Consider the following 26,429-nt stretch of genomic DNA (forward strand, 5'->3'; position numbering starts at 1 on the left):
AGCGCTGGATAAAAAATGGGAGACCCGCAGGGGTCTCCCATTTTTTTGCCCGAATAACGCTTATTTGACGTTAATGGTGATCACTTTCGAGGCGACTGTGGGTTCGAACTGGCGATGCACGTTGTCGCCGGCCACCAGTTGCAGGGTGTGCTTGCCTGGCGTCAGGGTCAGCTCGGTTTCGGTCTGCGCCTTGCCGAAGTGAATCGAAGTAGGCGTGGCCGGGATCGCCTCATTGGCGTTGAGCGACTCCACCTTCTGGTCTACCAACAGGTGGTGGTGCCCGGCGTTAGGCACTTGTTTGTCGATCGGTTCCAGGTCCAGCTTCTTGACGCCGAATTTGACGGTGAAGGTTTTATCAACGGTGGCGCCATCTTTCGGCGAGACGATGAACACTTCGGCACCTTCAGGCGCAGGTGTACGAGGAAGGTCTGCGGCACTGGCCAACATCGAGGTACCCAGCAAAAGGCTGGCAATCGTTGCACGGGACAAAAGGGCTTTCATTCGCTTCTCCAGTTTTTCGGTGAAATCTGTAGGGTTATGACAACTTCGCGATAAATTGCGGTCCAAGGCACCCGACACCATAACAAAACGTTGCTGAACGGCGCCTCGCCTGTACGAATTCTTTAGGAGTGACCATGCGCTTTTCGCCTGGCCTGTTGCTGTTGCTTCCTCTTCTGAGCCCCTTGGCTCATGCCGAACTGATTGACGACGTCAACGATCGCGGTGAACTGCGCATCGCCCTGGAAGCCAACACCCCGCCGTACAATTTCAAAGAGGGCGACAAACTCGCCGGCTTTGAAGTGGAGCTGGGTGACCTGCTGGCCAAGGAGATGGAGGTGCGCTCCTCGTTTATTACCACCGATAACGCGGACCTGCTGTCCGGTGTGGAAACCGGCAAGTACGACGTGGCCATTAACCATATGGCTATGACTGCCGAGCTTGAGGATCGTTTCGATTTCAGTGAGCCTTACCACCAGAAGCCGGCATTGGCGATCCCGTTCCAGAAGGGCAACCCGGCGTTCAAGACCAGTTTGAACGGGGCGTTGAAGCGGGTTAAGGACGATGGCCGGTTGAAGGCGCTGGCGCAGAAATGGCTCAAGGTGCAATAAATGTGGGAGCTGGCTTGCCTGCGATAGCGGTCTGTCAGTTACACATAAGGTGCTGATACACCGCTATCGCAGGCAAGCCAGCTCCCACACTTGATCTGTTTAAACTTCTTAAAGCTGCGTGAGGGCAATCGCCGCCTGTGGCAACTCCAACTCACTGAACACCTGCACACCATGGCGCTTGAGCAGCGCCGCCGTGACGCCTTCGCCACTGACCTTCACCCCGCTGAAGGTGCCGTCATAGGTCAACAGATTGCCGCAGGATGGGCTGTTGGCCTTGAGAATGGCGATGCGGATGTGATGACGCTGCACCAGCGCCAAGGCTTGGCGGGCACCGTCGAGAAAGGCGCTGGTGAAGTCTTCGCCCTCGGCCGTCAGCACCTGGGCGCGGCCTTCCCACACGTCGATCCCCTGCCCGCCTGGGATTTCGGCCGGCGGGCGCGGTGTGGGCAAGCCCCCCGCCACTTCCGGGCAGATGGCAACCACGCGGCCTTCAGCTTGCCAAGCTGCCAGTGGGTCGAATGGGCCGCTGGCCCCGCCGTCATAGCGCACCTTGTGCCCGAGCAGGCAGCGGCTGACCAGAATCTTTTCCATGTTTAAAACGGCTCGTTGCCCCGCCGGCGAAACCAGCCCGTCAAGGACAGGCGTTCGCGCGTAGCGGGCAGGACTTCGTGAGGCACCTCGCCCGACAGGAATACCACCAGGCAGCCCCCGGTGGGCACCACGTCGTATTCGACACCGCCCTTGAGGTACATGCGCAGTTGGCCGCCATGCTCGGGCAGCCAGGCGTCGTTCAAGTAGATCACCGCCGAGACCATGCGCCGGTCATCGTCGCGAAAACGGTCTACATGCTTGAGGTAAAACGCGCCCGGCGGGTACATCGCGAAGTGGCTTTCGAAATCTTCCAGGCCCAGGAACAGGCTGCGATTCATCGCCAGGCGCAGGCCGTCCATCACGCCCATGTAGGTGTCGCAGATAGGCGCGTCCCCCTCCTCCAACCACTGGATATGGTCACCGCGAATGCCTTCGCGAATCTCCTGGGCCGGCCCACGCCCTACCGCTGCGGGCGCCAGCTCACCCTGCGCCGCACGTTTACGGCACTCAGCCGCCAGCTCCAGGGTCAGAGCCTGGGGCAGGAAGCCATTTTGCTGCGACCAGCCTTTTTCGGCCAAGTCGTCGACGATGCGTTGCAGCAGCGGGTGATCGAGGGGTATTTGCATGGCGCGCATAGTATCCATACGCCTGAAAATCCGACAGCGCCGTTGAGCGTCTGAATGCACTTTAGTCAGGTGACCGATAGGACTTCTCGACAAATCCTACGCCCGACACGGACAATAGTGGCCGACTGACAGGAGTCCTTATGCGTCGTTTGTTTTTTTCTGTGTTGATGTTCTGCGTTTTGCCCGCCTGGGCAGACGGCCATGACCAGTTGTACAAGGTCGCCGGCTGGGCCGAACAACGTGCGCACTTCAATGACGCCCTCAGTGCCGCCCAGCAGCGCTACCGCAATAGCCTGCCGCCGGTGGTGTACCAGGCGCTGGTGGACAACAGCAATAAACGCTTTGCCGCCCAGGCCATGGACCAGCGTGCCGAGGCGCAACTGCGCAAGCACTTGCCCGACCCGAAACCTGCCCTGGCGTTTTTCCAGTCGCCCCTGGGCCGCAAGATCGTCGCCGCTGAGTTGCTGGCCACGCGCCGCGATCAACTGGCGAAAAACGCACAGGGCCTGCCCAAACTCGAAGCCGATGCCACCCGCAGCCTGATCATCGGCCACCTGGCCCAGGCCCTGCCCGCCCGCGAGGCCGGTGCCGAGGTCAGCCTGGCGATTGCAGGCGTGGCGGCCGACAGCTTGAGCCAGATGATCCCCGGCCTGCTCGGCGGTGGCCAGGCGCAAGGAATGTTGAATGGCCAGCGCGAGCGGTTGATGCAGCAGATCGACAAGGATTTGAACAATACCTTGCTGTATGTCTATCGGGATTTGTCCGACCCTGAGCTGGAAGAGTTCGCCACCTTTGCCGAGTCGCCGGAGGGCAAGGCGTATTACCAGGCTGCCCTGGCGGCCATTCGCGCAGGGCTTGCCGTTGGTCAAAGCACCTCAAGCCTGACGCAGTAAACCCTGTCGGAGCTGGCTTGCCTGCGATTGCGCTGTGTCAGTGACACCGCTATCGCAGGCAAGCCAGCTCCCACATTTGGACTGCGTTATTTCAGGTGATCCGTGAGGAAGTTAAAATATGCTTCGCGAATCTGCGGAATTTCATTGGCCAAGTGATGCCGACCCCGCTTGAGCATCAACACCTCAGGCCGGTCGAACTTACCCCGCAACACCTGCAAATTGTGCTGCCAGTCCACCGTCATATCTTCCTCACCCTGCACGATCACCGGGCGCCGGGGGCTGCGTGGTGCGGCTTCGATGCGTTTGATCCAGCGCGCCAGCGACCCCACCCAGGCGGTAGGCAGCTGGCGAGGCTGTAGCGGGTCGGCTTCCAGGAACGGCTTGAACGCAGGGTCGTTGGAGTTATCGCTGAAACGCCGGGCGATGCCTTTGACGAACGGGCGCAGCAGGTAATAGCTGACCTGGGACCAACCCCAGGCACGCGGCCGCACCAAAGGCGACAGCAGGAAAGTCTTGCCCTGGGCCGGACTCTGGGCGCCGTGGTGGAGCAGGTGGTCCACCACGATGGCGCCGCCGGTGCTTTGCCCGAACAGGTGCCAGGGTTGCGGCAATTGCAGCGCCTTGGCCTCGACGAACAACGCCTGCACTACGCTCTGGTACACCGCAAAGTCATCAATGCTGGCGCGCACGCCGCTGGACAAGCCATGGCCCGGCAGGTCGCAGGCGATCACCACGAAGCCCTGGTCCAAGGCCCAATCCACCACATGGCGATACAGCCCCATGTGATCGTAGAAACCGTGGAACAGGAACATGGTCGCGACCGGCGCTGGCGGCCACCAGACCTGGGCCACCACCTCGAACCCATCCACCTGCAAGCGCCCCAGGCGGCTCACCGCCGGCACCTGGCGTGCGGCCAGGTCGAGCCCGTAGAAACGCTGGTAAACCCTCGCCTCGGCTGACAGCGGCTGCGCATCCACCAGGGGGCGCAAGCTTTCGCGCAGATGATCAGGGTCAAAGGTGACGGGCATAAAGGCTTCCAGACTTGCGGTGAAGATGAATATCGAGCTGCGATATTCATCTGTCAGGACAAGCATGGCAAGCTACGCGACCTGCGAGGATACATCCAATGCGACCGCCCTACCGTAACGCCCTGTTCGCCAGCCTGATCCTGGTTATCTGCGCCGGGGTGCTGTGGGCGGCCTATGACTGGTTCCAAGGCCGCTACCTGCGTGCCTTCAGCGAACACACCGCGGTATTTTCCGGCGATGCGCTGCAACTGCCCGCCGCCCTCAGTGGCCCGGGCCCGATTCGCCTGGTGCACTTCTGGGACCCGGCCTGCCCGTGCAATGTCGGTAACCAGCAGCACCTGGGCGAGTTGATCGAGCAGTATGCGCCCCAAGGGGTGGAGTTCTATGCCCTGCAAAAACCCGGCAGCCACGGCCAGTTGCCCGAGAACCTGCGCCACATGAAAGTCCTCGATGCCCTGCCCGGCGCGGACCAGATCCCCGCCAGCCCGGCCGTGGGCATTTGGGATCGCACCGGCAAGCTGGCGTATTTCGGCCCCTACAGCGAAGGCCTCACGTGCAACGCCAGCAACAGCTTTATCGAGCCGATCCTCAAGGCGCTTGGAACCGGACGCGAAGTGAATGCCACTCACACCCTCGCGGTAGGCTGCTATTGTTCGTGGCCTAAGGATCTGTAGCCCGTCCACTTTGGTAAGGAATGTTCATGAAGCGCGTCCTGCAGGTTTTTGCGGTGCTGATTGTGCTGGTCGCCCTGGGCGCCGGTTGGTACGTCTTCAGCAAACAACCCACGCGCCAGGGCACGGTGACGCTGGCGCACCTGCAAGGTTCGGTCACGGTGCGCTACGACGACCGTGGCGTACCGCATATCCGCGCCGAGAATGAGGCCGATCTGTACCGCGCCCTGGGCTATGTGCATGCCCAGGACCGGTTGTTCCAGATGGAGATCATGCGGCGCCTGGCCCGTGGCGAACTGGCCGAGGTACTGGGGCCCAAGCTGCTGGAGACCGACAAACTGTTTCGCAGCCTGCGCATTCGCGAGCGTGCCTTGAGCTATGTGGAGCACATGGACCCTGACTCGGCCTCGTCCAAGGCCCTGCAAGCCTACCTGGACGGGATCAACCAGTATCAGGACAGCCACGCCAGCCCCATGGAGTTCGATGTGCTGGGCATCGCCAAGCGCCCGTTTACCGCCGAAGACAGCATCAGCGTCGCCGGGTACATGGCCTACAGCTTTGCCGCAGCCTTTCGCACCGAGCCGGTACTGACCTATGTGCGCGACCGACTGGGCAGCGCCTACTTGAACGTCTTCGATCTCGACTGGCAACCCAAGGGCGCTCTCAACCTGGCCGCCAGCGATTGGCAGACCCTTGGCGCCATCGCCGCCCTGGGCGAACAGGCCCTGGCCGACAACGGCCTGCCGCAGTTCGAAGGCAGCAATGCCTGGGCCGTCAGCGGCAGCCATACCCAAAGCGGCAAACCATTGCTGGCGGGTGACCCTCATATCCGCTTCTCGGTGCCTTCGGTGTGGTACGAAGCGCAGCTGTCGGCGCCAGGCTTCGAGTTGTACGGTTACCACAACGCGCTGGTACCGGTGGCGTTTCTGGGGCACAACCTGGACTTCGGCTGGAGCCTGACCATGTTCCAGAATGACGATCTCGACCTGATCGCCGAAAAGGTCAATCCGGACAACCCCAACCAGGTCTGGTATCACGGCCAATGGGTGGACATGAGCAGCAGCGAGCAGCAGATCCAGGTCAAGGGCCAGGCGCCGGTGACCCTCACCCTGCGCCGCTCGCCCCACGGCCCGATCATCAACGACGTGCTCGGTGAGAACGCCGGCAGCACACCGATTGCCATGTGGTGGGCGTTCCTCGACAGTGAAAACCCGATCCTGGATGGTTTCTACCAGCTCAACCGTGCCGACACCCTGGCCAAGGCACGTGCCGCAGCCGCCAAGGTCTCGGCACCGGGCCTGAACATCGTGTGGGCCAATGCCAAGGGCGATATCGGTTGGTGGGCAGCGGCGCAGTTGCCGATCCGCCCGGCCGGCGTTAACCCTGCGTTCATCCTCGACGGCAGTACTACCCAGGCCGACAAGCTGGGTTTCTACCCCTTCAGTGCCAACCCCCAGGAAGAAAATCCGCCGCGCGGCTATGTGGTGTCCGCCAATGCCCAGCCGGCATCGCCCACCGGCATGCCGATTCCCGGCTATTACAACCTGGCTGACCGCGGCCAGCAGTTGAACGCGCAGTTGAGCGACACAAGCGTGAAGTGGGATGTGACCAACAGCCAGGCCCTGCAACTGGGCACCACCACCGCCTACGGCCCACGCCTGCTGGCGCCGCTGTTGCCGGTGCTGCGCGAGGTGGTCAAGGACCCGGCGCAACTCAAACTGGTGGAACAGCTTGCCAACTGGAAGGGTGACTACCCACTGGACTCCACCAATGCCACGCTGTTCAACCAGTTGCTCTTCAACCTCAGCGACGCAACCTTTCACCCCAAACTCGGCGATGCCTTGTTCAAGACCCTGCTCGGCACCCGCGTGATCGACGCCGCCTTGCCACGCCTGGCCGCGTCGGCAGACTCACCCTGGTGGAACGGCAATCGGGCCGATACCGTCAAGCTCGCCTGGGACAACAGCCTGGCCCATCTCAAGGCTGCGTTCGGCGATGACCCGGCACAGTGGCAATGGGGCAAGGCGCACACCCTGACCCACGGCCACCCGCTGGGCCTGCAAAAACCGCTGGATAAAATCTTCAACGTCGGCCCGTTCCCGGCACCGGGCAGCCATGAGGTTCCGAACAACCAGACCTCTCCGATTGGCCCAGCACCGTGGCCGGTAACCTACGGCCCGTCGACACGACGCCTGATCGACTTCGCCGACCCGGCCCACGCCCTCACCATCAACCCGGTGGGGCAAAGCGGTGTGCCCTTTGATACGCACTATGGCGACCAGGCGCAGAGCTATATCGAGGGCAGGTATGAGCAGGCGCATTTCAGTGAGGAGGAAGTGACGGCCAATACCCGCGGCACCTTGAAACTGCTGCCCGCCCGATGATCGTTCCCACGCTCCGCGTGGGAATGCAGCCATGGACGCTCCGCGTCCGCCCTTAGAATCGGGACGCAGAGCGTCCCAAGAGGCGTTACCAGGCAGAGCGTGGGAACGATCACGCACGCTCAAACCGGCGCTGCAAAGTTAAGCCTGAACTGTTGCGGCGTGACGCCCAGCCGGCGGTTGAACACACTGCGCATGTGCTGGGCGTCGCGAAAGCCGCATTGATAGGCCACGGTCTTAAGCGGTGCGTGGCTGCTTTCAAGCATCACCCGCGCTGCATCCACGCGCGCCCTCTCGACAAATTCCGCTGGCGTAATCCGCGCTTCACGGGCAAACACCCGGGAGAAATTGCGCGCACTCATATTGGCCGCCTTGGCCAGGTCGGCAATGGTCAAGTCTCCCGTCAGGTTGGCCAGCACGTACAGCTGCACCAGCGCCACCGCCGAGGTGGTTTCGGCATGGGGCGTGAGGAACGGGCTGAACTGCGATTGCCCGCCCGAGCGCTGGGTGAACACCACCAGGCGCTTGGCCACGCTCAGGGCCACTTCCGGGCCGTGATCCTGGGCCAGCAAGTACAACGACAGGTCGATACCTGCCGTGACCCCGGCGGAGGTGTAGAGCTTGCCGTCCTGCACATAGAGACGGTCGGCTTCGACCTGGGCCGAGGGGCACAGGCGCGCCAGGCTGGCGGCATCGTTCCAATGGGTCGTGACGGTCTTGCCGTCCAGCAGACCTGCGCGGGCCAGCATGAAGGCGCCATTGCAGATCGAGCCGAAGCGCTGCGCCTTCGCGGCGGCCGCGCGCAGCCAAGCGTCAAACTCGAAGCCGAAATCCTCGAAGGGTAACTGCGGGCCGCCGGCGACCAGCAACAGGTCATAGGGTTGCCGGGCTTCGCTGTAGTGCTTGTGCGCCTGCAGTGACAAACCGTTGGAGGCCGCCATGGCGCCGTGGCCAAAGCCGAGTACTTCCAGCCGATAGTGATCCTCGGGCGCCAGGAAGCGGTTGGCCTCGCAGAACACATCCATCGGCCCGGTCACGTCCAGCGACTGGACACCGGGGAAGATCAGGATGGCGACGGTTTTGCCCATGGTCACAAACACCTTTTTCCAACTGGATAAACGCGACCCCCTTGTGGGAGCTGGCTTGCCTGCGATGCAGACGACTCGGTACCTCAGGTACACCGAGGTGATGCTATCGCAGGCAAGCCAGCTCCCACAGGGGATCGCCTACATGCTTGGCACGATGTGGCGGCACATTGGCCGGGATCGCCTCCCTGTGGCGATAGCCGCTTCAGGGTCATGGGACCAGACTGGAATCTTTCCAGAGGAGATCCACCATGAGCACCACCATAGCCGGTATCCAGATCCCTGACAGCACCTTGGCCAGGGCCACCACCGAATACATCCGCGACGTCGAATCGGACCTGCTCTACCACCATTCGCGCCGCGTCTTCCTGTTCGGCGCCTTGAGCGGTGAGCGCAAGCAATTGGCCTACGACCCGGAGTTGCTCTACGTCGGCGCGATGTTCCATGACCTGGGGCTGGTGGAAGGCCACCGCAGTGACGACGAGCGCTTCGAAGTGGACGGCGCCAACGCCGCCGCCGCATTTCTCAAGCCCTATGGGTTGAGCGATGACGATATCGAACAAGTGTGGTTGTCCATCGCACTGCACACCACGCCGGGTGTGCCGAAACACTTGCGTCCCACCGTAGCGCTGGTGACCGCTGGTGTGGAGATGGATGTGCTGGGCATGGACTACGCCGCGTTCAGCAGCGCGCAGCGCGAAGCGGTGGTGCATGCGCATCCACGGGGTGAAGGGTTCAAGGAGTGCATCATCTGCGCGTTCGCCGACGGCTTGCGCCATCGCCCGCAGACCACGTTTGGCAATGTTAAGACCGACGTGCTGGTGGACCAGGAGCCGGGGTTCAAGCCGATGAATTTTGTGCAGGTGATCCGCACGTCGCCGTGGGCTGACTGAAACCCGATGTTATAAGCACCGCAAAACTACTGTGGGAGCTGGCTTGCCTGCGATGACGGTGAGTCAGCACCTTATAAGTGACTGATACACCGCCATCGCAGGCAAGCCAGCTCCCACATTTTCACCCTGCTCCGGCAGTCAGACCGGCGCTGGCGCCCGGCGCTTGTCCGGCTGCTGCCAGCCATCCGCTGCGGCTTCTTCAATCGCTTGCTGAATAGCCTTCTTGCGATGCTCTTCGGCCCGACGGCTGAAGAACCACACCAGGAAGGTCACCAGCGACACCGCCAACAGAATCAGGCTCGCCACGGCGTTGATCTCGGGTTTAACCCCCAGACGCACCGCCGAGAACACTTCCATCGGCAAGGTGGTGGAACCAGGGCCCGACACGAAGCTGGCCAGTACCAGGTCGTCCAGCGATAGCGCGAACGACATCATGCCGCCCGCTGCCAGCGATGGCGCGATCATCGGGATGGTGATCAGGAAGAACACCTTCCACGGCCGTGCGCCCAAGTCCATCGCCGCCTCTTCGATCGACAGGTCCAGCTCACGCAAGCGCGCCGACACCACCACCGCCACATACGCCGCACAGAAGGTGGTGTGGGCGATCCAGATGGTGACGATGCCACGTTCCTGGGGCCAGCCGATCATCTGCGCCATGGCCACGAATAGCAGCAACAGCGACAGACCGGTGATCACTTCGGGCATCACCAACGGTGCCGTCACCAGGCCACCGAACAGCGTGCGGCCCTTGAACTGGCTGATGCGCGTCAGCACGAAGGCCGCCAGGGTACCCAACGCCACCGCCGCCACCGCCGTGTAGCAGGCAATTTCCAGGGAGCGGGCCACCGAGCCCATCAACTGGGTGTTGTCCAACAGGCCCACGTACCACTTGATCGACCAACCGCCCCACACTGTCACCAGCTTGGATTCGTTGAACGAGTAGATCACCAGGATCAACATTGGCAGGTAGATGAACAACAGGCCTGCGACCAGCATGAAGCTGGAGAAACGAAAGCGCTTCATATCTTGCCCTCCAGCTCTTTGGCCTGGCTGCGGTTGAACAGGATGATCGGCACGATCAGGATCGCCAGCATCACCACCGCCAGGGCAGACGCCACCGGCCAGTCACGGTTGTTGAAGAACTCTTGCCACAACACCTTACCGATCATCAGGGTTTCCGGGCCGCCGAGCAGTTCAGGAATCACGAACTCGCCCACCACCGGGATAAACACCAGCATGCAACCGGCGATGATGCCGTTCTTGGACAGCGGCACGGTGATTTTCCAGAAGCTGTTGAAGGTACTCGAACCGAGGTCCGAAGCAGCTTCCAGCAGGCTCTGGTCGTGCTTCACCAGGTTGGCGTACAGGGGCAGGATCATGAACGGCAGGTACGAATAGACCACGCCGATGTACACCGCGATGTTGGTGTTGAGGATCTGCAGCGGCTCGTTGATCAAGCCCATGGACATCAGGAAGCCATTGAGCAGGCCGTTGTTGCTGAGGATGCCCATCCACGCATACACCCGGATCAGGATCGCGGTCCAGGTGGGCATCATGATCAGCAGCACCAGCACGGTCTGCATCTCTTTGCGCGCGGTGGCAATGGCGTAGGCCATCGGGTAGCCGATCAGCAGGCACAGCAGCGTGCTGAAAAACGCCATCTTCAGCGAGCCCAGGTAGGCGGCGATGTACAACTCGTCGCCCGCCAGCAAGCTGTAGTTGGCCAGGTTCAGCACCACCTCCAGCTTTTGCTCAACGTAGGTATAGATCTCGGTATAGGGCGGGATCGCCACATCGGCTTCGGCAAAGCTGATTTTCAGCACGATGAAAAACGGCAGTGCGAAAAACAGGAACAGCCAGAGGAAAGGAATCCCGATGACCACCTGCTTGCCATTGGGCACGATGCGATCCAAGCGCCGCTTGAATTTCTTCATGTTCATGAGCGAAGTACCACGCCGCTGTCGTCTTCCCACCACACGTACACCTGGTCACCCCAGGTTGGGCGCTGGCCACGGCGTTCGGCGTTGGCAACGAAAGACTGCACCAGCTTGCCGCTCGGCAGCTCCACGTAGAACACCGAGTGGCCGCCCAGGTAGGCGATGTCGTGCACCTTGCCGCTGGACCAGTTGTGCTCGCAGGTCGGCATTTCAGTGGTCACCAGCAGCTTTTCCGGGCGAATCGCGTAGGTCACCGACTTGTCTTCCACCGAGGTGGCGATGCCGTAGCCCACGTAGATGTCGCGGTCCAGGTCCGGGCACTTGAGCACCGCGTGGCCTTCAGCGTCGTCCACCACTTGGGTGTCGAAAATGTTGACGTTGCCAATGAACTCGCACACCAGGCGGCTGGTGGGCGTTTCGTAGATATCGATGGGGCTGCCGATCTGGGCGATCCAGCCCAGGTGCATGATCGCGATGCGTTCGGCCATGGTCATGGCCTCTTCCTGGTCGTGGGTCACCATCACGCAGGTCACGCCGACGCGCTCGATGATTTCCACCAACTCCAGTTGCATCTGCGAGCGCAGCTTCTTGTCCAGGGCGCCCATCGGCTCATCGAGCAGCAGCAGTTTCGGGCGCTTGGCCAGGGAGCGGGCCAGTGCCACGCGCTGGCGTTGACCGCCGGACAGTTGGTGCGGCTTGCGCTTGGCATATTGGCTCATCTGTACCAGCTTGAGCATCTCGGCCACGCGTGCGTCGACTTCAGCCTTGGGGATCTTGTCCTGTTGCAAGCCGAAGGCGATGTTCTGCGCCACGGTCATGTGCGGGAACAAGGCGTAGGACTGGAACATCATGTTGATCGGCCGCTCGTAGGGCGGCATGTCGGTGATGTCCACACCGTCGAGGTAGATGCGACCTTCGGTTGGGCGCTCGAAACCTGCAAGCATGCGCAGCAAGGTGGATTTGCCCGAACCCGAACCGCCGAGCAAGGCGAAGATCTCGCCTTTCTTGATTTCCAGGGACACATCGTCCACGGCAATCGTCTCGTCGAACTTCTTCGTGACCCGGTCGATTTTGACCAACACCTTTTTCGGTGTCTGGTCGCCCTCGAGGGCTTTCTTATAGGCGCCGGAGGCAACTGCCATTTACGAAACTCCCAAAAAAAACTGTGCAGCCGGCCCAATGCGGGCCAGCCTTGGATAGTTTGAGCCTTACTTGCCCGTCTTGACCTTGGTCCAGCTACGGGTCATTAAACGCTGCACTTTCGGGGGTAGCTCAAAGTTGACGAATGTCCGCTCGAGAACCGCCTGCGGTGGGTAAACCGCTGCGTCGGTGCGTATCGATTGCTCCATCAGTTTGTCCGCCCCTGGGTTAGGGTTGGCGTAACCGACTTGATCGCTGACCTGAGCGATCACCTCAGGCTGCAGCAAATAGTTGATGAAGGCATGGGCTTCCTTGACGTTGCTGGCATCCTTGGGAATCGCCAGCACGTCGAACCACAGGTTGCCGCCTTCTTTGGGAATCGTGTAGGCGATGTTCACGCCTTTGCCCGCCTCCGCCGCACGGGCCTTGGCCTGGAACACATCGCCGGAGAAACCGGCCGCCACGCAGATGTTGCCGTTGGCCAGGTCCGAAATGTATTTGGAGGAATGGAAGTAGGTCACGTAGGGCCGCACTTTCAGCAGTTTTTCCTCGGCCTTCTTGTAGTCGGCCGGGTTGGTGCTGTTGGGGTCCAGGCCCATGTAGTTGAGTACTGCGGGCAGCATTTCATCGGCCGAGTCCATGAACGACACACCGCAAGTGGCCAACTTCTTCATGTTTTCCGGTTCGAACAACACGGCCCAGGAGTCGATCTTGTCGACCCCCAGCACTTCCTTGACCTTGTCGACGTTGTAGCCAATGCCATTGGTGCCCCACAGGTACGGCACCGCGTACTGATTGCCCGGGTCGTTCTTTTCCAGGCGCTTGAGCAGCACCGGGTCGAGGTTGGCGTAGTTTGTCAGCAGTGACTTGTCGAGCTTCTGGAATGCCCCGGCCTTAATCTGCTTGCCCAGGAAATGGTTGGACGGCACCACCACGTCGTAGCCGGTGCGCCCGGCGAGCAACTTGCCTTCCAGGGTTTCGTTGGAGTCAAACACGTCATACACAGGCTTGATACCACTGGCCTTTTCGAAGTTGGCGAGGGTGTCGGGGCCGATGTAGTCCGACCAGTTATAAATATGCACCGTCGGTGCGGCCTGTACGCTGGCAGCCAGCGTGATACCTGCACCCACCAGCATGGCTTTGCGAAATAAAGAAATTGGCAAGTGGAGGTCCTCTTGAATAGTTGGGGCCTTGAAGTTGTTGCCCGGCAACAAAACCGGCGCGCAACTTACCGTCGATAAACCGATCCGGCAAAACTTTCTTTGATCTAATTTGTGGGAGGGGGCTTGCCCCCGATGGCGATGCACCATCCGAGAGAATCGCCGACTGACACTCCGTCATCGGGGGCAAGCCCCCTCCCACAGGTTTTGAGGCTTACTTGCCCGATTTGATCTTGGTCCAGCTACGGGTCATTTCACGCTGAGTTGCCGCTGGCATGTCGGCAATGGCGTAGAGCTTGGATTGCACTTCGGCCGACGGATAAATACCCGGGTCGCTGGTGATGTCTTTATCGACCAGGGCAGTGGCTTTCTCGTTACCGTTCGGGAAACGCACACTGTTGGTGATCGCGGCCATGACGTCTGGCTTGAGCAGGTAGTTCATGAATGCGTAGGCAGCCTCGACGTTTTCGGCATCCTTGGGAATGGCGACCATGTCGAAGAAGCTGCCAGCACCTTCCTTGGGAATGTCGTAGGCGATCTTGACCTTGCCACCGGCTTCAGCCGCGCGGGTTTTGGCCTGTTCGATGTCACCCGAGTAGCCCACAGCCACGCAGATGTTGCCGTTGGCCAGGTCGGAGATGTACTTGGAGGAGTGGAAGTAGCCGATCGAAGGACGGATTTTCATGAACAGGTCTTCGGCCTGTTTCAGATCAGCCTTCTTCGTAGTGTCGGTCGGCAGGCCCAGGTAATGCAGCGCTACCGGCAGCATTTCGGTCGGCGAATCGAGGAAGCTCACGCCGCAGCTTTTCAGCTTGGCGATGTTTTCCGGCTTCATCAGTACGTCCCACGAGTCGATCTTGTCCACGCCCAGTGCGGCCTTGACCTTCTCCGGGTTGTAGCCGATGCCCATCGAGCCCCACATGTACGGGAAGGCGTGCTTGTTGTCCGGGTCGCTGACCGATACGGCCTTGAGCAGGGATTTGTTCAGGTTGCCGTAGTTGGACAGCTTGGACTTGTCCAGCTCCTGGTAGACACCGGCCTTGATCTGCTTGGCGAGGAAGCTGTTCGACGGCACGACGATGTCGTAGCCGGACTTGCCTGCCAGCAACTTGGCTTCCAGGGTTTCGTTGCTGTCAAAAACGTCGTACACCACTTTGATGCCCGACTCTTTTTCAAAGTTGGCGATGGTGTCCGGTGCAATGTAGTCGGACCAGTTGTAAACGTGCAGCACTTTATTGTCTGCCTGGGCCGCGCCCGCCATTGCACCCATCAGGGACAAGGCGAGGAGGGTCTTGCCAGCGTTCTTCAAACCTAATGCCTTCATTTGGTGATGCTCCAATTTTTTCTTTTTTGGGCCACAAGCGTTGTATGTTTTACGGCCCAACCGAAGGGCAACAAAACAGGGCGACAGTCTGGCAAGTTCAGGGGCTGGCTTTCAACCAAAGCCCCTGCCTTTTTAACTGCCCAGTGCACCGCGCACTGAGCCTAGCACTTAGCCCTGCAAGGCAGCCAAAGTCAGGTCCAGGCAATGGCGGGCCTTGGTGACCAGCTCGTCGATTTCAGCCTTGCTGATGACCAGTGGCGGCGAAATGATCATAGTGTCGCCCACGGCGCGCATGATCAGGCCATTTTCAAAGCAGAAGGTTCGGCAGATCATGCCGGCGCCTTTGCCTTCGTGACGCTTGCGCGTCGCCTTGTCCTGCACCAGCTCGATCGCACCGAGCATACCGACGCCGCGTACTTCACCCACCAGCGGATGATCGCCCAGTTCCCTCAGACGTTTCTGCAAATACGGTGCCGTTTCGTCGTGCACTCGGTTAACGATTTTTTCATCGCGCAGGATGCGGATGTTTTCCAGCGCAACAGCCGCGGCCACCGGGTGGCCGGAGTAGGTAAAGCCGTGGTTGAAATCGCCCCCTTCGTTGAGCACCGCCACCACTTCGTCACGCACGATCAGGCCGCCCATGGGCACGTAGCCCGAGGTCAGGCCCTTGGCGATGGTCATCATGTGCGGCTTGAGGTCGTAGAAATCGCTACCGAACCACTCACCGGTACGGCCGAAGCCGCAGATTACTTCGTCGGCGACAAACAGGATGTCGTACTTGGCGAGGATTTCCTTGATGCGCGGCCAGTACGTGGCAGGCGGCACGATCACGCCACCGGCGCCCTGGATCGGCTCGGCAATAAAGGCGCCGACGTTGTCCACGCCCAGCTCCAGGATTTTCTCTTCCAACTGGTTTGCGGCCCACACACCGAATTCCTCGGGGCTCATGTCGCCGCCTTCGCCAAACCAGTACGGCTGCGCGATGTGGGTAATGCCCGGGATCGGCAAGTCGCCCTGCTCGTGCATATAGGTCATGCCGCCCAGGCTGGCGCCGGCCACGGTAGAGCCGTGGTAGCCATTCTTGCGGGCAATGATGGTTTTCTTGTTGGGCTGGCCCTTGATCGCCCAGTAGTGGCGGACCATGCGCAACATGGTGTCGTTGCCTTCGGAGCCGGAGCCGGTGAAGAACACGTGATTCATGCCTGCCGGCGCGACATCGGAAATGACCTTGGCCAACTCCAATACCGGCGGGTGTGCGGTCTGGAAGAACAGGTTGTAGTACGGCAGTTCTTTCATCTGTTTGGCGGCGGCATCGGCCAGTTCATCGCGACCGTAACCGATCGCCACGCACCACAGGCCGGCCATGCCGTCGAGGATCTTGTTGCCTTCGCTGTCCCACAGGTAAACACCGTGGGCTTTGGTGATGATCCTTGGGCCTTTCTCTTTCAATTGCTTGAAGTCGCTGAACGGCGCCAGGTGGTGATCATTGCTCAAGGCTTGCCATTCACGGGTTTGCGGGTTGTTGCTGGACATACCAATCTCCTAGACTTTTCAGTGAAGGCGCGCCATTTAAAAGGCGCGCCCGGCGCATCAGACGGCGAAGAGCAGGAATTCCCGCTCCCACGAACTGATCACGCGCTTGAAGTTTTCATGCTCGGCCCGCTTGACCGCGACGTAGCCTGTGATGAATTTTTGCCCCAGGTATTTCTCGATGGTCTTGCTGTTTTCCATGCGTTCCAGAGCGTCTTCGATGGTCAACGGCAGGCGCAGGTTGCGCCGCTCATAACCACGGCCCACCACCGGCGCGCTCGGGTTATGGCCTTCGACCATGCCGATGTAGCCGCACAACAGGCTGGCGGCAATCGCCAGATACGGGTTGGCGTCGGCTCCCGGCAGGCGGTTTTCCACGCGGCGGTTCTGCGGGCCGGCATCCGGTACGCGCAGGCCGACGGTGCGGTTTTCTTCGCCCCATTCCACGTTCACCGGCGCCGAGGTATCGGGCAGGAAGCGGCGGAACGAGTTCACGTTGGGGGCGAATAAAGGCAGCAATTCAGGGATGAACTTCTGCAGGCCGCCGATGTGGTTGAGGAACAGCTGGCTCATGGTCCCGTCTTCATTGGAGAAGACGTTCTTGCCGGTGGCAATGTCGATGATGCTCTGGTGCAGGTGCATCGCGCTGCCGGGCTCGCCGGTCATGGGCTTGGCCATGAAGGTGGCGGCCACGTCGTGCTTGAGCGCGGCTTCACGCATGGTGCGCTTGAACACCAGGATCTGGTCGGCCAGGGACAGGGCATCGCCGTGACGGAAGTTGATTTCCATCTGCGCGGTGCCGTCCTCGTGGATCAGGGTGTCGAGGTCCAGCTCCTGCAGTTCGCACCAGTCGTAGACGTCTTCAAACAGCGGGTCGAATTCGTTGGCTGCTTCTATAGAAAAGGACTGGCGACCGGTTTCCGGGCGGCCGGAGCGGCCAATCGGCGGTTGCAGCGGGAAGTCCGGGTCTTCGCAGCGCTTGGTCAGGTAGAACTCCATCTCCGGCGCCACGATGGGCTGCCAGCCGCGGTCGGAGTAGAGCTTGAGGACTTTCTTAAGCACGTTGCGCGGCGACAGCTCGATCGGGTTGCCTTGCTTGTCGTAGGTGTCGTGGATCACCTGGGCGGTCGGTTCGATGGCCCAGGGCACCAGGAATACCGCGTTCTGGTCGGGGCGGCAGATCATGTCGATGTCGGCCGGGTCGAGCAATTCGTAATAGATGTCGTCTTCGACATAATCGCCGGTCACGGTCTGCAACAGAACGCTCTCGGGCAGGCGCATGCCTTTTTCGGCAATGAACTTATTGGTCGGCGAGATCTTGCCCCGGGTAATGCCGGTGAGGTCGCCAATCATGCATTCGACTTCTGTGATCTTGTGGTCTTTCAACCAATCGGTGAGCTGGTCGAGGTTGTTACTCATAAATGCCTCTGGGCTGGGTTTCCTGGCATCCATTAAAGGCCAGGCGTTGGTTGACGCAGCATCCGCGTCGTTTTTTCATTCAGGGTAGGAGCTTACCTGCCATTTGCCCGCAGGTTGCATTCCTCAGGCCAAAGTTGTGCGCAATTATGATCGGCACGGCGGATGAGGGTCGCTCAGTGGCGTCGGAGATGGCAAAAAGGAGATCGGCCGGGCCGTCAAGAATATTGGCCGGTGCCTGAGCATTCACACGGGGCGAACGAGCTGCGGACAAAGCCTGGCTGAAGCAGGCGCAGACGCCGATTGGCGGCAGGTGAAACATGAAGCACCCCGGTATTATTGCTGTTATGGGTTTGAATCGAGCTTAGCCTTGTTCATTTTTTTACACAACACCCCCGTAAAAAATCCTACACGGCCCGCTCAAGCCTGCAGGTCCCAAGCCCCTAAAACCCAAAAAACCGCCCCAAAACCCCGCAAAAAAGGCTCCATGGCGCTTTTTTAGGGCAAAAAATGCCTCGCTTGACTTCGGCAGGCCGTTCGGGTTGACTGAAACCAGAAAAGATCAATGATTGATATTTTTAACAACAAAGGTGTTGCATCATGTCGGTACCCCCGCGTGCCGTTCAGCTTAACGAAGCGAACGCGTTCCTTAAGGATCATCCTGAGGTTCTGTACGTAGACCTTCTAATTGCGGATATGAATGGTGTGGTGCGCGGTAAGCGCATCGAACGCACCAGCCTCCACAAGGTTTACGAGAAGGGCATTAACCTGCCTGCCTCTTTATTTGCCCTGGATATCAACGGCTCTACGGTGGAAAGCACCGGCCTGGGCCTGGACATCGGTGATGCTGACCGAATCTGTTATCCAATCCCCGACACCCTGTGCAATGAACCCTGGCAAAAGCGCCCTACCGCGCAACTGCTGATGACCATGCACGAACTTGAAGGTGAACCTTTCTTCGCCGATCCGCGCGAAGTGCTCCGCCAAGTTGTTACCAAGTTTGACGACCTCGGTCTGACCATCTGCGCCGCCTTCGAGCTTGAGTTCTACCTGATCGACCAGGAGAACGTGAACGGCCGGCCACAACCGCCCCGCTCACCGATTTCCGGCAAACGCCCGCACTCGACACAGGTCTACCTGATCGACGACCTCGACGAATACGTCGACTGCCTCCAGGACATTCTGGAAGGTGCCAAGGAGCAAGGCATCCCAGCGGACGCCATCGTCAAGGAAAGTGCCCCGGCGCAGTTCGAAGTGAACCTGCATCACGTTGCCGACCCGATCAAGGCCTGTGATTACGCGGTACTGCTCAAGCGCCTGATCAAGAACATCGCCTACGACCATGAGATGGACACCACCTTCATGGCCAAGCCTTACCCAGGCCAGGCAGGCAACGGTTTGCACGTGCACATCTCCATTCTGGACAAGGACGGCAAGAACATCTTTGCCAGCGAGGATCCCGAGCAGAACGCCGCATTGCGTCACGCGATCGGCGGTGTGCTGGAGACCCTGCCCGCCCAGATGGCGTTCCTGTGCCCCAACGTCAACTCCTACCGTCGTTTCGGCGCACAGTTCTACGTGCCGAACTCGCCGTGCTGGGGCCTGGATAACCGCACCGTGGCGATTCGCGTACCCACTGGCTCGTCCGATGCCGTGCGTATCGAACACCGTGTGGCTGGCGCCGATGCCAACCCTTACCTGCTGATGGCCTCGGTATTGGCGGGCGTGCACCACGGCCTGACCAACAAGATCGAGCCGAACGCTCCGGTGGAAGGCAACAGCTACGAGCAGAACGAGCAGAGCCTGCCGAACAACCTGCGCGATGCCCTGCGTGAGTTGGACGACAGCGAGGTAATGGCCAAGTACATCGATCCTAAATACATCGATATCTTCGTCGCCTGTAAGGAAAGTGAGCTGGAGGAGTTTGAACACTCCATCTCCGACCTTGAGTACAACTGGTACCTGCATACCGTGTAAGCGGTTGCTGCAATAAAAGAACGCCGCTGATTTTGGTCAGTGGCGTTTTTTTATGGGTTTATTTTGGAAACCGGGTTCGCCTCATCGCAGGCAAGCCAGCTCCCACATTTGATCGCGTTCCAACCTTCAAATGCGTTCCATTGTGGGAGCTGGCTTGTCGGGTCGCCGCATCGCTGCGATAGCGGCCTGGCAGACAACACACCTTCCTGCTCATACAATGCCCGCTGCCTTGTAGGAGACATCCATGACCACCCGCCCCGCCGCCCCTCGCAAACCCCGCGCCCGCAGCCAGGCCCGGATCGATGCGATCCTTGAAGCCGCCCGCACCTTGCTGGCCGCCGGAGGTGTGGCCAGTTTGTCGATCTACAGCGTGGCCGAACGAGCACAGATACCACCGTCATCGGTGTACCACTTTTTCGCCAGTGTGCCGGCGTTGCTGGAGGCGTTGACCGCTGACGTTCACGCAGCCTTTCGCGCCGCCATCCAGGCACCCATCGAGCATGAATCGCTCAAGCATTGGCGCGACCTGTCCTACATCGTTGAACAACGCATGCTCAGCATCTACAGCAACGATGCCGCGGCACGCCAGTTGATCCTCGCTCAGCACGGGTTGGCCGAAGTGACCCAGGCCGACCGCCAGCATGATCTGGAATTGGGCGACTTGATGCTGGCGGTGTTCAATCGCCACTTTGAAGTGCCAACGCTTCCGAGCGATGTGGACGTGTTTGCCCTGGCATTGGAGTTGAGCGACCGCGTGTACGCGCGGTCGGTGCATCAGCATGGGCTGATTACGCCGCGCATGGCGGAGGAAGGGATGCGGGTGTTTGACGCGTATGTGGGGCTTTATTTGCCGGCCTATCTGCCCAAGCGCTGATCGTTCCCACGCTCTGCGTGGGAATACATCCCGTGGCGCTCTGCGTCACCTTTGGCACAGCGGGGCGCGGAGCGCCCCAGGCGGCATTCCCACGCAGAGCGTGGGAACGATCAGTGGCGTTATCACAACTTGGCAATCGACACCTCAGTGGATTTCACAAAGGCAATCACTTCACTGCCGATCACCAGCTCCAACTCCTTGACCGAACGGGTGGTGATCACCGAGGTGACAATGCCGGACGCGGTCTGCACGTCAATTTCCGACAGCACGTCGCCAACCACGATTTCCTTGATGGTGCCTTTGAACTGGTTACGCACGTTGATGGCTTTAATAGTCATGGTGTTTTTCCTGTGTGAGTTATTGAGCCCAACGCAATTGCGTCGGCAGCGGTGAAACAGGTTCGGGTTCCGGTGGGGAACCGGGTAGCGACAGCACGCGGTTGAGCACTTCGGCTTCCAGCGCGGCCAGGCGGTGTGAGCCACGGGCCCGTGGGCGTGGCAGGTCGATGTTCAGGTCGAGGCCGATTTCGCCGTTTTCAATCAGAATCACGCGGTCGGCAATCGCCACGGCTTCGCTGACGTCGTGGGTCACCAGCAACACCGTGAAACCGTGCTTGCGCCACAGGTTTTCGATCAGTTGCTGCATCTCGATGCGGGTCAGGGCATCCAGTGCGCCCAGCGGCTCATCGAGCAGCAACAGGCGCGGCTGGTGGATCAACGCCCGGGCGAGTGCCACGCGCTGTTTCTGGCCACCGGACAACGCCGCCGGCCATTCATTGGCGCGCTCGGCCAGGCCAACCGCTTCCAGCGCATCCAGCGCTTTGGGCCGCCAGTCGCCCTTGAGGCCCAGGCCGACGTTATCGATGATCTTTTTCCAGGGCAGCAAACGCGCTTCCTGAAACATCAACCGTGTATCTTCAATCGCTTCGTGCAGTGGCGCGGAGCCGGCCAGCAGCTCGCCGCCACTGGCTTTGTCCAGCCCCGCCAACAGGCGCAGCAAGGTACTTTTGCCGCAACCGCTGCGGCCGACCACAGCCACGAACTGCCCCGCAGGAATATGCAGGTCGATCTCTTTGAGCACTTCGCGGGTACCAAAGGCCTTGCGCAATTTGCGCACCGCCAGTGGGATACCCTTCAACAGACGCGGAGGTTGTTGGGCCGTCATGCTGCACCTCCTTTGACTTGATACGCCGGGTGCCAGCGCAGCCACACACGTTCCAGCCCACGGGCTGCCAGGTCGGCCAGTTTGCCGAGGATGGCGTACATGACGATGGCCAGTACCACCACGTCGGTTTGCAGGAATTCACGGGCATTCATCGCGAGGTAACCGATGCCGGAACTTGCCGAAATGGTTTCCGCCACGATCAGCGTCAGCCACATGAAGCCCAGGGCGAAGCGCACCCCCACCAGGATCGACGGCAGCGCGCCCGGCAAAATCACTTGCCAGAACAGGCTGAAACCGGACAAGCCATAGCTGCGCGACATCTCCACCAATGCCGGGTCGACATTGCGAATGCCGTGGTAAGTGTTCAGGTAGATCGGGAACAAGGTCCCCAGGGCCACCAGGAAAATTTTCGCGGTCTCATCAATGCCGAACCACAGGATCACCAGCGGAATCAGCGCCAGGTGCGGCACGTTGCGGATCATCTGCACGGAGCTGTCGAGCAAGCGCTCGCCCCACTTCGACAAGCCGGTGATAAAGCCCAGGGCCAGACCGATGCTGCCTCCGATCACAAAGCCCAGGCCGGCGCGCCAGCCGCTGATGGCCAGGTGCGTCCAGATTTCGCCGCTGACCACCAGGTTCACCCCGGCTTCGATCACTGCACTCGGCGCTGGCAGAATGCGCGTCGACAACCAACCCGCCGACACCGACAACTGCCACACCGCCAGCAATAAGATCGGCAGCACCCAGGGCGCCACGCGATGGCTGATTTTTTCTAAGTCCATAACGGCGCCTCAGCTCTGTGACGCAGCTTTGGGAAGGATGTCGTTGGCCACCATCTCGCCAAACGGACTGACGTAGCCGGCGCTTTTTGGCAGCTCGGGACGTTCGATATCCAGGTGCGGGAACAACAGCTCGGCGACCCGATACGACTCTTCCAGGTGTGGATAACCGGAGAAGATAAAGGTATCGATACCCAGGTCCGCGTACTCCTTGACCCGTGCCGCAACCGTGGGGCCATCGCCCACCAGCGCCGTCCCTGCGCCGCCACGTACCAGGCCGACGCCGGCCCACAGGTTGGGGCTGACTTCCAGGTTGTCACGGCTACCGCCGTGCAAGGCTGCCATGCGTTGCTGGCCCACCGAATCGAAGCGCGCCAAGGACGCCTGGGCGCGGGCGATGGTCTCGTCGTCCAGGTGGGAGATCAGTTTGTCGGCGGCTTTCCAGGCTTCGTCGTTGGTTTCGCGCACGATCACATGCAAGCGAATGCCAAAGCGCACCGTGCGTCCCAGTTTTGCAGCCTTGGCGCGTACCTGCGCGATCTTTTCCGCAACGGCTGCCGGCGGCTCGCCCCAGGTCAGCACCATCTCCACCTGTTCGGCCGCCAAGTCCTGGGCGGCCTCGGAGGAACCGCCGAAATACAGCGGCGGGCGTGGCTGCTGGATCGGTGGGTAGAGCAATTTGGCGCCTTTGACGCTGATGTGCTCGCCGTCGTAATCCACGGTCTCGCCTTCCAGCACACGGCGCCAGATGCGGGTGAATTCCACCGACGCCTGGTAGCGTTCTTCATGGCTCAAGAACAATCCGTCGCCAGCCAGTTCTTCCGGATCGCCACCGGTGACCAGGTTGAACAGCGCACGGCCACCAGACAGGCGATCCAGGGTCGCGGCCTGACGCGCGGCCACGGTCGGGGAGATGATCCCAGGGCGCAGGGCAACCAGGAATTTCAAGCGCTGGGTCACGGGGATCAGCGAGGCGGCCACCAACCACGAGTCTTCGCAAGAGCGGCCCGTAGGGATCAACACCCCGCCGAAACCCAGGCGGTCGGCAGCCTGGGCCACTTGTTGCAGGTAACCGTGGTCGACAGCGCGGGCGCCTTCGGCGGTGCCAAGGTAATGACCGTCGCCGTGGGTGGGCAGGAACCAGAAAATATTGAGGCTCATGGAGTTGTCTCCTGAATGAAGTCGGATTACGGCGCTTTGGCAACCGCGGCGGGTGGCGTCCAGATCACGTCCTTGATGCTCAAGGGCTTGGGGATCAATTTGAGTTGGTAGAAGGTGTCTGCGATTTTCTGCTGGGCGGCGACCACTTCCGGGGTCAGGAACAGCGCGCCGTAGCCCTGGCGTTTCACCGATGTGAGGGTGATATCTGCCGGCAGGCCGAGCAGTGGGGCGACCTGCTCAGTCACTTCCTGCGGGTTGGCCTTGGACCATTCGCCTACCGCACGCACCTCTTCCACCAACGCCTTGATCACTTGCGGGTGCTGTTCGGCGTAGGGTTTGGTGGCCAGGTAAAACTGATGGTTGTCGGCAATTGCGGTGCCGTCTCGCAGGGTGCGCGCTTGCAGTTGCTTCTCGGCGGCGGCCTGGTACGGGTCCCAGATTACCCAGGCGTCCACGCTGCCACGCTCGAATGCGGCACGGGCATCGGCGGGGGGCAGGAACACGGTCTTTACGTCGGTGTAGTTGAGGCCGGCATCTTCCAGGGCACGCACCAGCAGGTAGTGCACGTTGGAGCCTTTGTTGAGCACGACCTTTTTACCCTTGAGCTCGGCCACCGATTTGATCGGCGAGTCCTTGGGCACCAGGATCGCTTCGCTGGTAGGCGCGGGTGGTTCGTAGGCGACGTAGAGCAGATCGGCGCCAGCCGCCTGGGCAAACACCGGTGGGGTTTCGCCGGTAACGCCGAAGTCGATGGAGCCGACGTTCAGGCCCTCGAGCAATTGCGGGCCACCGGGAAACTCGGTCCACTGCACCTGCACGCCTTGGTCGGCCAGGCGTCTTTCCAGGGTGCCCTTGGCCTTGAGCAGCACCAGGGTGCCGTACTTCTGATAACCGATCCGCAAGGTCTCGGCGGCTTGGGCTTGAACGATGGCGCCGAAGGACACAGCCGCAGCAAAGAGTGCGACCAGACCACGACGCAAGATGACAGTGCGCATGGCGCTCTCTCCAACTGTGCGATTAGGGTTTTGGCTGCACCTGCTTGGCCGTTGTCGGCTGAGTAAGGTGAGGGTTTCCAGCTTTTCGGGGTGAGGCTCAGATGCTCCAGCGAGCACTCAACAAACGTTCATTCAATACGTCAGGGTCCAAAGGTTTTGGCCGTCGCGCCATGGCGCTGTAGAGCTGCTCCAGGGCTTCGTGCAGACGCTGTTCAAGTACCGGCACCAGTTGCGCCTGAACACTGCCTTCGCCATAGGCGATCTGGCTGTCTTCGGCAAAAATACCGTGGAGCAATTCCTGCGCCTTGAGGGCAGACAGCACCGGCTTCAGGGCGTAGTCCACCGCCAGCATGTGGGCGATGCTGCCGCCGGTCGCCATCGGCAGCACCACCTTATGGGCCAGCGCACGCTCCGGCAGCAGGTCCAGTACGGTTTTCAACGCCCCGGAAAACGACGCCTTGTACACCGGCGTGGCGATCACCAGCCCGTCAGCATTGGCAACTTGTTGCAGCAGGTCGATGACCTTGGGGCTGTCGAAGCGTGCGTGCAGCAAGTCTTCAGCCGGGAAGTCCCGTACCTGGTAACTCACCACTTCCACGCCCTGCTGTTGCAGCCACTGACGGGTTTTATCCAGCAAGACCCCAGAGCGGGAACGCTGGCTGGGACTGCCTCCAAGTGTTACGACCAGCATGCAGGAGATTCCTTGAGCAAGTGTCGGCGGTTCGCTGTGCGGCGATGGCGCCAAGATGGGATAGACCTTATCAGCAGATTTATATATCTATAAATCTTATTTATTCATTTGTTTATTCCATAAATACATAAGCGTTTAACCAATCGCCAGGCGAAAAAAAAGGCCGTCGAAACGGCCTGAAAACCCCTGCTGTGTGAGACGGTTTGCAACTTGAAGCCTGTGCTGTTCATCAGGCCGCCATCGCGGGCAAGCCCGGCTCCCACAGGGGAATGCGGTCAACTGTGGGAGCCGGGTTTGCCCGCGATGGCGATATCAGCCTTAACGATTGGGTTGTGGGGTAAGACGCAGGTACGGCTTCACCGCGCGATAGCCCTTGGGAAAGCGTTTCTTGATCTCTTCCTCGTCCTTGAGTGACGGCACGATCACCACTTCATCCCCATCCTGCCAGTTGGCCGGCGTCGCCACCTTGTGGTTGTCGGTCAGTTGCAGCGAGTCGATCACCCGCAGGATTTCATGGAAGTTACGCCCGGTACTGGCCGGGTAGGTGATGGTCAGGCGGATCTTCTTGTTCGGGTCGATCACGAACAAGGAGCGCACGGTGAGGGTATCGCTGGCATTCGGGTGGATCAGGTCGTAGAGGTCCGAGACCTTGCGGTCGGCGTCGGCCAGGATCGGGAAGTTGACCACGGTGTTCTGGGTCTCGTTGATGTCTTCGATCCACTTGTGGTGCGAGTCCACTGGGTCTACCGACAGGGCGATGGCCTTGACCCCACGCTTGGCGAATTCGTCCTTGAGCTTGGCGGTGAAACCCAGTTCGGTAGTGCACACCGGCGTGAAGTCCGCCGGGTGGGAAAACAACACTCCCCAGCTGTCGCCCAGCCATTCGTGGAAGCGAATCTTGCCGGCGCTGGAATCCTGCTCGAAGTCGGGGGCGATGTCGCCCAGTCTTAGGCTCATGGTGTGGCTCCTGATGAGTGCTTATGGAGCCCACTGTGCATGGATTT

Annotated in this window: 26 protein-coding genes; 7 read left to right on the top strand and 19 right to left on the bottom strand. The window is 60.5% G+C overall.

Features of this window, described 5'->3' with window-relative positions; all coding sequences use genetic code 11:
* Positions 1 to 60 precede the first annotated feature (60 nt).
* The gene (locus tag MHH62_RS23170) at positions 61 to 501 is read right to left on the bottom strand and encodes a DUF4399 domain-containing protein (protein WP_014720373.1); all 441 of its coding nucleotides are present in this window, start codon (positions 499 to 501) and stop codon (positions 61 to 63) included.
* Between the two features lie 134 nt (positions 502 to 635).
* On the opposite strand from MHH62_RS23170, the gene MHH62_RS23175 reads away from it, so the two are divergent.
* Positions 636 to 1,109 carry a transporter substrate-binding domain-containing protein gene (locus tag MHH62_RS23175; protein WP_198832944.1) on the top strand — a complete coding sequence of 158 codons (474 nt, stop codon included), beginning with the start codon at positions 636 to 638 and terminating at the stop codon, positions 1,107 to 1,109.
* Between the two features lie 108 nt (positions 1,110 to 1,217).
* Here the strand turns inward: MHH62_RS23175 and MHH62_RS23180 are convergent, their stop codons facing one another.
* Together MHH62_RS23180 and MHH62_RS23185 are read right to left on the bottom strand one after the other, a co-directional pair.
* Positions 1,218 to 1,700 (bottom strand): DUF523 domain-containing protein, encoded by a 483-nt coding sequence (locus MHH62_RS23180; protein ID WP_032902258.1) that lies wholly within the window; start codon positions 1,698 to 1,700, stop codon positions 1,218 to 1,220.
* A 2-nt stretch (positions 1,701 to 1,702) separates the two neighbouring features.
* A complete protein-coding gene (locus tag MHH62_RS23185; protein WP_003195222.1) occupies positions 1,703 to 2,335 on the bottom strand; it encodes a 2OG-Fe(II) oxygenase in 633 nt (210 codons plus the stop codon).
* A 131-nt stretch (positions 2,336 to 2,466) separates the two neighbouring features.
* On the opposite strand from MHH62_RS23185, the gene MHH62_RS23190 reads away from it, so the two are divergent.
* Positions 2,467 to 3,219 carry a DUF2059 domain-containing protein gene (locus tag MHH62_RS23190; protein WP_003195224.1) on the top strand — a complete coding sequence of 251 codons (753 nt, stop codon included), beginning with the start codon at positions 2,467 to 2,469 and terminating at the stop codon, positions 3,217 to 3,219.
* Positions 3,220 to 3,305: 86 nt separating this feature from the next.
* On the opposite strand, the gene MHH62_RS23195 is transcribed toward MHH62_RS23190, so the two are convergent.
* Positions 3,306 to 4,247 carry an alpha/beta hydrolase gene (locus MHH62_RS23195; protein ID WP_014720378.1) on the bottom strand — a complete coding sequence of 314 codons (942 nt, stop codon included), beginning with the start codon at positions 4,245 to 4,247 and terminating at the stop codon, positions 3,306 to 3,308.
* A 98-nt stretch (positions 4,248 to 4,345) separates the two neighbouring features.
* On the opposite strand from MHH62_RS23195, the gene MHH62_RS23200 reads away from it, so the two are divergent.
* Both MHH62_RS23200 and MHH62_RS23205 read left to right on the top strand, forming a co-directional pair.
* Positions 4,346 to 4,921, top strand: a complete 576-nt coding sequence (locus tag MHH62_RS23200) for a DUF6436 domain-containing protein (RefSeq protein WP_020301831.1) — start codon at positions 4,346 to 4,348, stop codon at positions 4,919 to 4,921.
* Between the two features lie 26 nt (positions 4,922 to 4,947).
* On the top strand, positions 4,948 to 7,302 hold the full coding sequence (locus MHH62_RS23205; RefSeq protein WP_339231984.1) for a penicillin acylase family protein: 2,355 nt from the start codon (positions 4,948 to 4,950) through the stop codon (positions 7,300 to 7,302).
* A gap of 119 nt (positions 7,303 to 7,421) precedes the next feature.
* Here MHH62_RS23205 and MHH62_RS23210 read toward each other — a convergent pair whose 3' ends face one another.
* Positions 7,422 to 8,387, bottom strand: a complete 966-nt coding sequence (locus tag MHH62_RS23210; protein WP_014720381.1) for a GlxA family transcriptional regulator — start codon at positions 8,385 to 8,387, stop codon at positions 7,422 to 7,424.
* A gap of 248 nt (positions 8,388 to 8,635) precedes the next feature.
* Here MHH62_RS23210 and MHH62_RS23215 point away from each other — a divergent pair, with 248 nt between their 5' ends.
* Positions 8,636 to 9,277, top strand: coding sequence for an HD domain-containing protein (locus tag MHH62_RS23215; RefSeq protein ID WP_014720382.1), 642 nt, complete (start codon positions 8,636 to 8,638; stop codon positions 9,275 to 9,277).
* A gap of 138 nt (positions 9,278 to 9,415) precedes the next feature.
* On the opposite strand, the gene MHH62_RS23220 is transcribed toward MHH62_RS23215, so the two are convergent.
* From MHH62_RS23220 to MHH62_RS23250, 7 genes are all read right to left on the bottom strand, one after another.
* Entirely contained in the window at positions 9,416 to 10,300 is an 885-nt protein-coding gene (locus MHH62_RS23220) for an ABC transporter permease subunit (protein WP_003195236.1), read from the bottom strand.
* Entirely contained in the window at positions 10,297 to 11,217 is a 921-nt protein-coding gene (locus MHH62_RS23225; RefSeq protein WP_003195238.1) for an ABC transporter permease subunit, read from the bottom strand. Before MHH62_RS23225 ends, MHH62_RS23220 begins: the two co-directional genes overlap by 4 nt.
* The gene (potA, locus tag MHH62_RS23230) at positions 11,214 to 12,356 is read right to left on the bottom strand and encodes a polyamine ABC transporter ATP-binding protein (RefSeq protein ID WP_003195240.1); all 1,143 of its coding nucleotides are present in this window, start codon (positions 12,354 to 12,356) and stop codon (positions 11,214 to 11,216) included. The genes MHH62_RS23225 and potA overlap by 4 nt, the downstream gene beginning before the upstream one ends.
* Positions 12,357 to 12,422: 66 nt before the next feature.
* Positions 12,423 to 13,517, bottom strand: a complete 1,095-nt coding sequence (locus MHH62_RS23235; protein WP_014720384.1) for a polyamine ABC transporter substrate-binding protein — start codon at positions 13,515 to 13,517, stop codon at positions 12,423 to 12,425.
* Between the two features lie 211 nt (positions 13,518 to 13,728).
* Positions 13,729 to 14,823 carry a polyamine ABC transporter substrate-binding protein gene (locus MHH62_RS23240; protein WP_019817783.1) on the bottom strand — a complete coding sequence of 365 codons (1,095 nt, stop codon included), beginning with the start codon at positions 14,821 to 14,823 and terminating at the stop codon, positions 13,729 to 13,731.
* A gap of 183 nt (positions 14,824 to 15,006) precedes the next feature.
* Positions 15,007 to 16,371, bottom strand: a complete 1,365-nt coding sequence (locus tag MHH62_RS23245; RefSeq protein WP_014720386.1) for an aspartate aminotransferase family protein — start codon at positions 16,369 to 16,371, stop codon at positions 15,007 to 15,009.
* A gap of 57 nt (positions 16,372 to 16,428) precedes the next feature.
* The gene (locus tag MHH62_RS23250; protein WP_003195249.1) at positions 16,429 to 17,787 is read right to left on the bottom strand and encodes a glutamine synthetase family protein; all 1,359 of its coding nucleotides are present in this window, start codon (positions 17,785 to 17,787) and stop codon (positions 16,429 to 16,431) included.
* 597 nt (positions 17,788 to 18,384) lie between these two features.
* Between MHH62_RS23250 and MHH62_RS23255 the strand changes: the two genes are divergently transcribed.
* On the top strand, positions 18,385 to 19,761 hold the full coding sequence (locus tag MHH62_RS23255) for a glutamine synthetase family protein (RefSeq protein ID WP_003195252.1): 1,377 nt from the start codon (positions 18,385 to 18,387) through the stop codon (positions 19,759 to 19,761).
* A 244-nt stretch (positions 19,762 to 20,005) separates the two neighbouring features.
* Positions 20,006 to 20,635, top strand: coding sequence for a TetR/AcrR family transcriptional regulator (locus MHH62_RS23260; protein WP_032902255.1), 630 nt, complete (start codon positions 20,006 to 20,008; stop codon positions 20,633 to 20,635).
* Between the two features lie 122 nt (positions 20,636 to 20,757).
* On the opposite strand, the gene MHH62_RS23265 is transcribed toward MHH62_RS23260, so the two are convergent.
* From MHH62_RS23265 to MHH62_RS23295, 7 genes are all read right to left on the bottom strand, one after another.
* On the bottom strand, positions 20,758 to 20,973 hold the full coding sequence (locus MHH62_RS23265) for a TOBE domain-containing protein (protein ID WP_003176783.1): 216 nt from the start codon (positions 20,971 to 20,973) through the stop codon (positions 20,758 to 20,760).
* Between the two features lie 19 nt (positions 20,974 to 20,992).
* Positions 20,993 to 21,799 carry an aliphatic sulfonates ABC transporter ATP-binding protein gene (gene ssuB / locus MHH62_RS23270; protein ID WP_032902254.1) on the bottom strand — a complete coding sequence of 269 codons (807 nt, stop codon included), beginning with the start codon at positions 21,797 to 21,799 and terminating at the stop codon, positions 20,993 to 20,995.
* A complete protein-coding gene (ssuC, locus tag MHH62_RS23275) occupies positions 21,796 to 22,581 on the bottom strand; it encodes an aliphatic sulfonate ABC transporter permease SsuC (protein WP_003195258.1) in 786 nt (261 codons plus the stop codon). Before ssuC ends, ssuB begins: the two co-directional genes overlap by 4 nt.
* 9 nt (positions 22,582 to 22,590) lie before the next feature.
* Positions 22,591 to 23,739, bottom strand: coding sequence for an FMNH2-dependent alkanesulfonate monooxygenase (ssuD, locus tag MHH62_RS23280; RefSeq protein WP_003195260.1), 1,149 nt, complete (start codon positions 23,737 to 23,739; stop codon positions 22,591 to 22,593).
* A 26-nt stretch (positions 23,740 to 23,765) separates the two neighbouring features.
* Positions 23,766 to 24,734, bottom strand: a complete 969-nt coding sequence (locus tag MHH62_RS23285) for a sulfonate ABC transporter substrate-binding protein (RefSeq protein ID WP_106110880.1) — start codon at positions 24,732 to 24,734, stop codon at positions 23,766 to 23,768.
* Positions 24,735 to 24,831: 97 nt separating this feature from the next.
* On the bottom strand, positions 24,832 to 25,425 hold the full coding sequence (gene ssuE / locus MHH62_RS23290) for an NADPH-dependent FMN reductase (protein ID WP_014720392.1): 594 nt from the start codon (positions 25,423 to 25,425) through the stop codon (positions 24,832 to 24,834).
* A 318-nt stretch (positions 25,426 to 25,743) separates the two neighbouring features.
* Complete coding sequence (locus MHH62_RS23295; RefSeq protein WP_003195267.1) at positions 25,744 to 26,382, bottom strand: peroxiredoxin; 639 nt, start codon at positions 26,380 to 26,382, stop codon at positions 25,744 to 25,746.
* Positions 26,383 to 26,429: the final 47 nt, after the last annotated feature.

The sequence above is a fragment of the Pseudomonas sp. FSL L8-0168 genome, from assembly GCF_037976155.1.
Classification (GTDB): domain Bacteria; phylum Pseudomonadota; class Gammaproteobacteria; order Pseudomonadales; family Pseudomonadaceae; genus Aquipseudomonas; species Aquipseudomonas paracarnis.

Bases quoted from the DNA above. Each gene is read 5' to 3' on its own strand.
- MHH62_RS23285 (WP_106110880.1), bottom strand. From the start codon at position 24,734: ATGCGCACTGTCATCTTGCGTCGTGGTCTGGTCGCACTCTTTGCTGCG.
- MHH62_RS23225 (WP_003195238.1), bottom strand. From the start codon at position 11,217: ATGAACATGAAGAAATTCAAGCGGCGCTTGGATCGCATCGTGCCCAAT.
- ssuE (WP_014720392.1), bottom strand. From the start codon at position 25,425: ATGCTGGTCGTAACACTTGGAGGCAGTCCCAGCCAGCGTTCCCGCTCT.
- ssuB (WP_032902254.1), bottom strand. From the start codon at position 21,799: ATGACGGCCCAACAACCTCCGCGTCTGTTGAAGGGTATCCCACTGGCG.
- potA (WP_003195240.1), bottom strand. From the start codon at position 12,356: ATGGCAGTTGCCTCCGGCGCCTATAAGAAAGCCCTCGAGGGCGACCAG.
- MHH62_RS23265 (WP_003176783.1), bottom strand. From the start codon at position 20,973: ATGACTATTAAAGCCATCAACGTGCGTAACCAGTTCAAAGGCACCATC.
- MHH62_RS23210 (WP_014720381.1), bottom strand. From the start codon at position 8,387: ATGGGCAAAACCGTCGCCATCCTGATCTTCCCCGGTGTCCAGTCGCTG.
- MHH62_RS23220 (WP_003195236.1), bottom strand. From the start codon at position 10,300: ATGAAGCGCTTTCGTTTCTCCAGCTTCATGCTGGTCGCAGGCCTGTTG.
- MHH62_RS23185 (WP_003195222.1), bottom strand. From the start codon at position 2,335: ATGCGCGCCATGCAAATACCCCTCGATCACCCGCTGCTGCAACGCATC.
- MHH62_RS23250 (WP_003195249.1), bottom strand. From the start codon at position 17,787: ATGAGTAACAACCTCGACCAGCTCACCGATTGGTTGAAAGACCACAAG.
- MHH62_RS23180 (WP_032902258.1), bottom strand. From the start codon at position 1,700: ATGGAAAAGATTCTGGTCAGCCGCTGCCTGCTCGGGCACAAGGTGCGC.
- MHH62_RS23295 (WP_003195267.1), bottom strand. From the start codon at position 26,382: ATGAGCCTAAGACTGGGCGACATCGCCCCCGACTTCGAGCAGGATTCC.
- MHH62_RS23200 (WP_020301831.1), top strand. From the start codon at position 4,346: ATGCGACCGCCCTACCGTAACGCCCTGTTCGCCAGCCTGATCCTGGTT.
- MHH62_RS23245 (WP_014720386.1), bottom strand. From the start codon at position 16,371: ATGTCCAGCAACAACCCGCAAACCCGTGAATGGCAAGCCTTGAGCAAT.
- MHH62_RS23190 (WP_003195224.1), top strand. From the start codon at position 2,467: ATGCGTCGTTTGTTTTTTTCTGTGTTGATGTTCTGCGTTTTGCCCGCC.
- MHH62_RS23260 (WP_032902255.1), top strand. From the start codon at position 20,006: ATGACCACCCGCCCCGCCGCCCCTCGCAAACCCCGCGCCCGCAGCCAG.
- ssuD (WP_003195260.1), bottom strand. From the start codon at position 23,739: ATGAGCCTCAATATTTTCTGGTTCCTGCCCACCCACGGCGACGGTCAT.
- MHH62_RS23255 (WP_003195252.1), top strand. From the start codon at position 18,385: ATGTCGGTACCCCCGCGTGCCGTTCAGCTTAACGAAGCGAACGCGTTC.
- MHH62_RS23195 (WP_014720378.1), bottom strand. From the start codon at position 4,247: ATGCCCGTCACCTTTGACCCTGATCATCTGCGCGAAAGCTTGCGCCCC.
- MHH62_RS23215 (WP_014720382.1), top strand. From the start codon at position 8,636: ATGAGCACCACCATAGCCGGTATCCAGATCCCTGACAGCACCTTGGCC.
- MHH62_RS23170 (WP_014720373.1), bottom strand. From the start codon at position 501: ATGAAAGCCCTTTTGTCCCGTGCAACGATTGCCAGCCTTTTGCTGGGT.
- MHH62_RS23175 (WP_198832944.1), top strand. From the start codon at position 636: ATGCGCTTTTCGCCTGGCCTGTTGCTGTTGCTTCCTCTTCTGAGCCCC.
- MHH62_RS23205 (WP_339231984.1), top strand. From the start codon at position 4,948: ATGAAGCGCGTCCTGCAGGTTTTTGCGGTGCTGATTGTGCTGGTCGCC.
- ssuC (WP_003195258.1), bottom strand. From the start codon at position 22,581: ATGGACTTAGAAAAAATCAGCCATCGCGTGGCGCCCTGGGTGCTGCCG.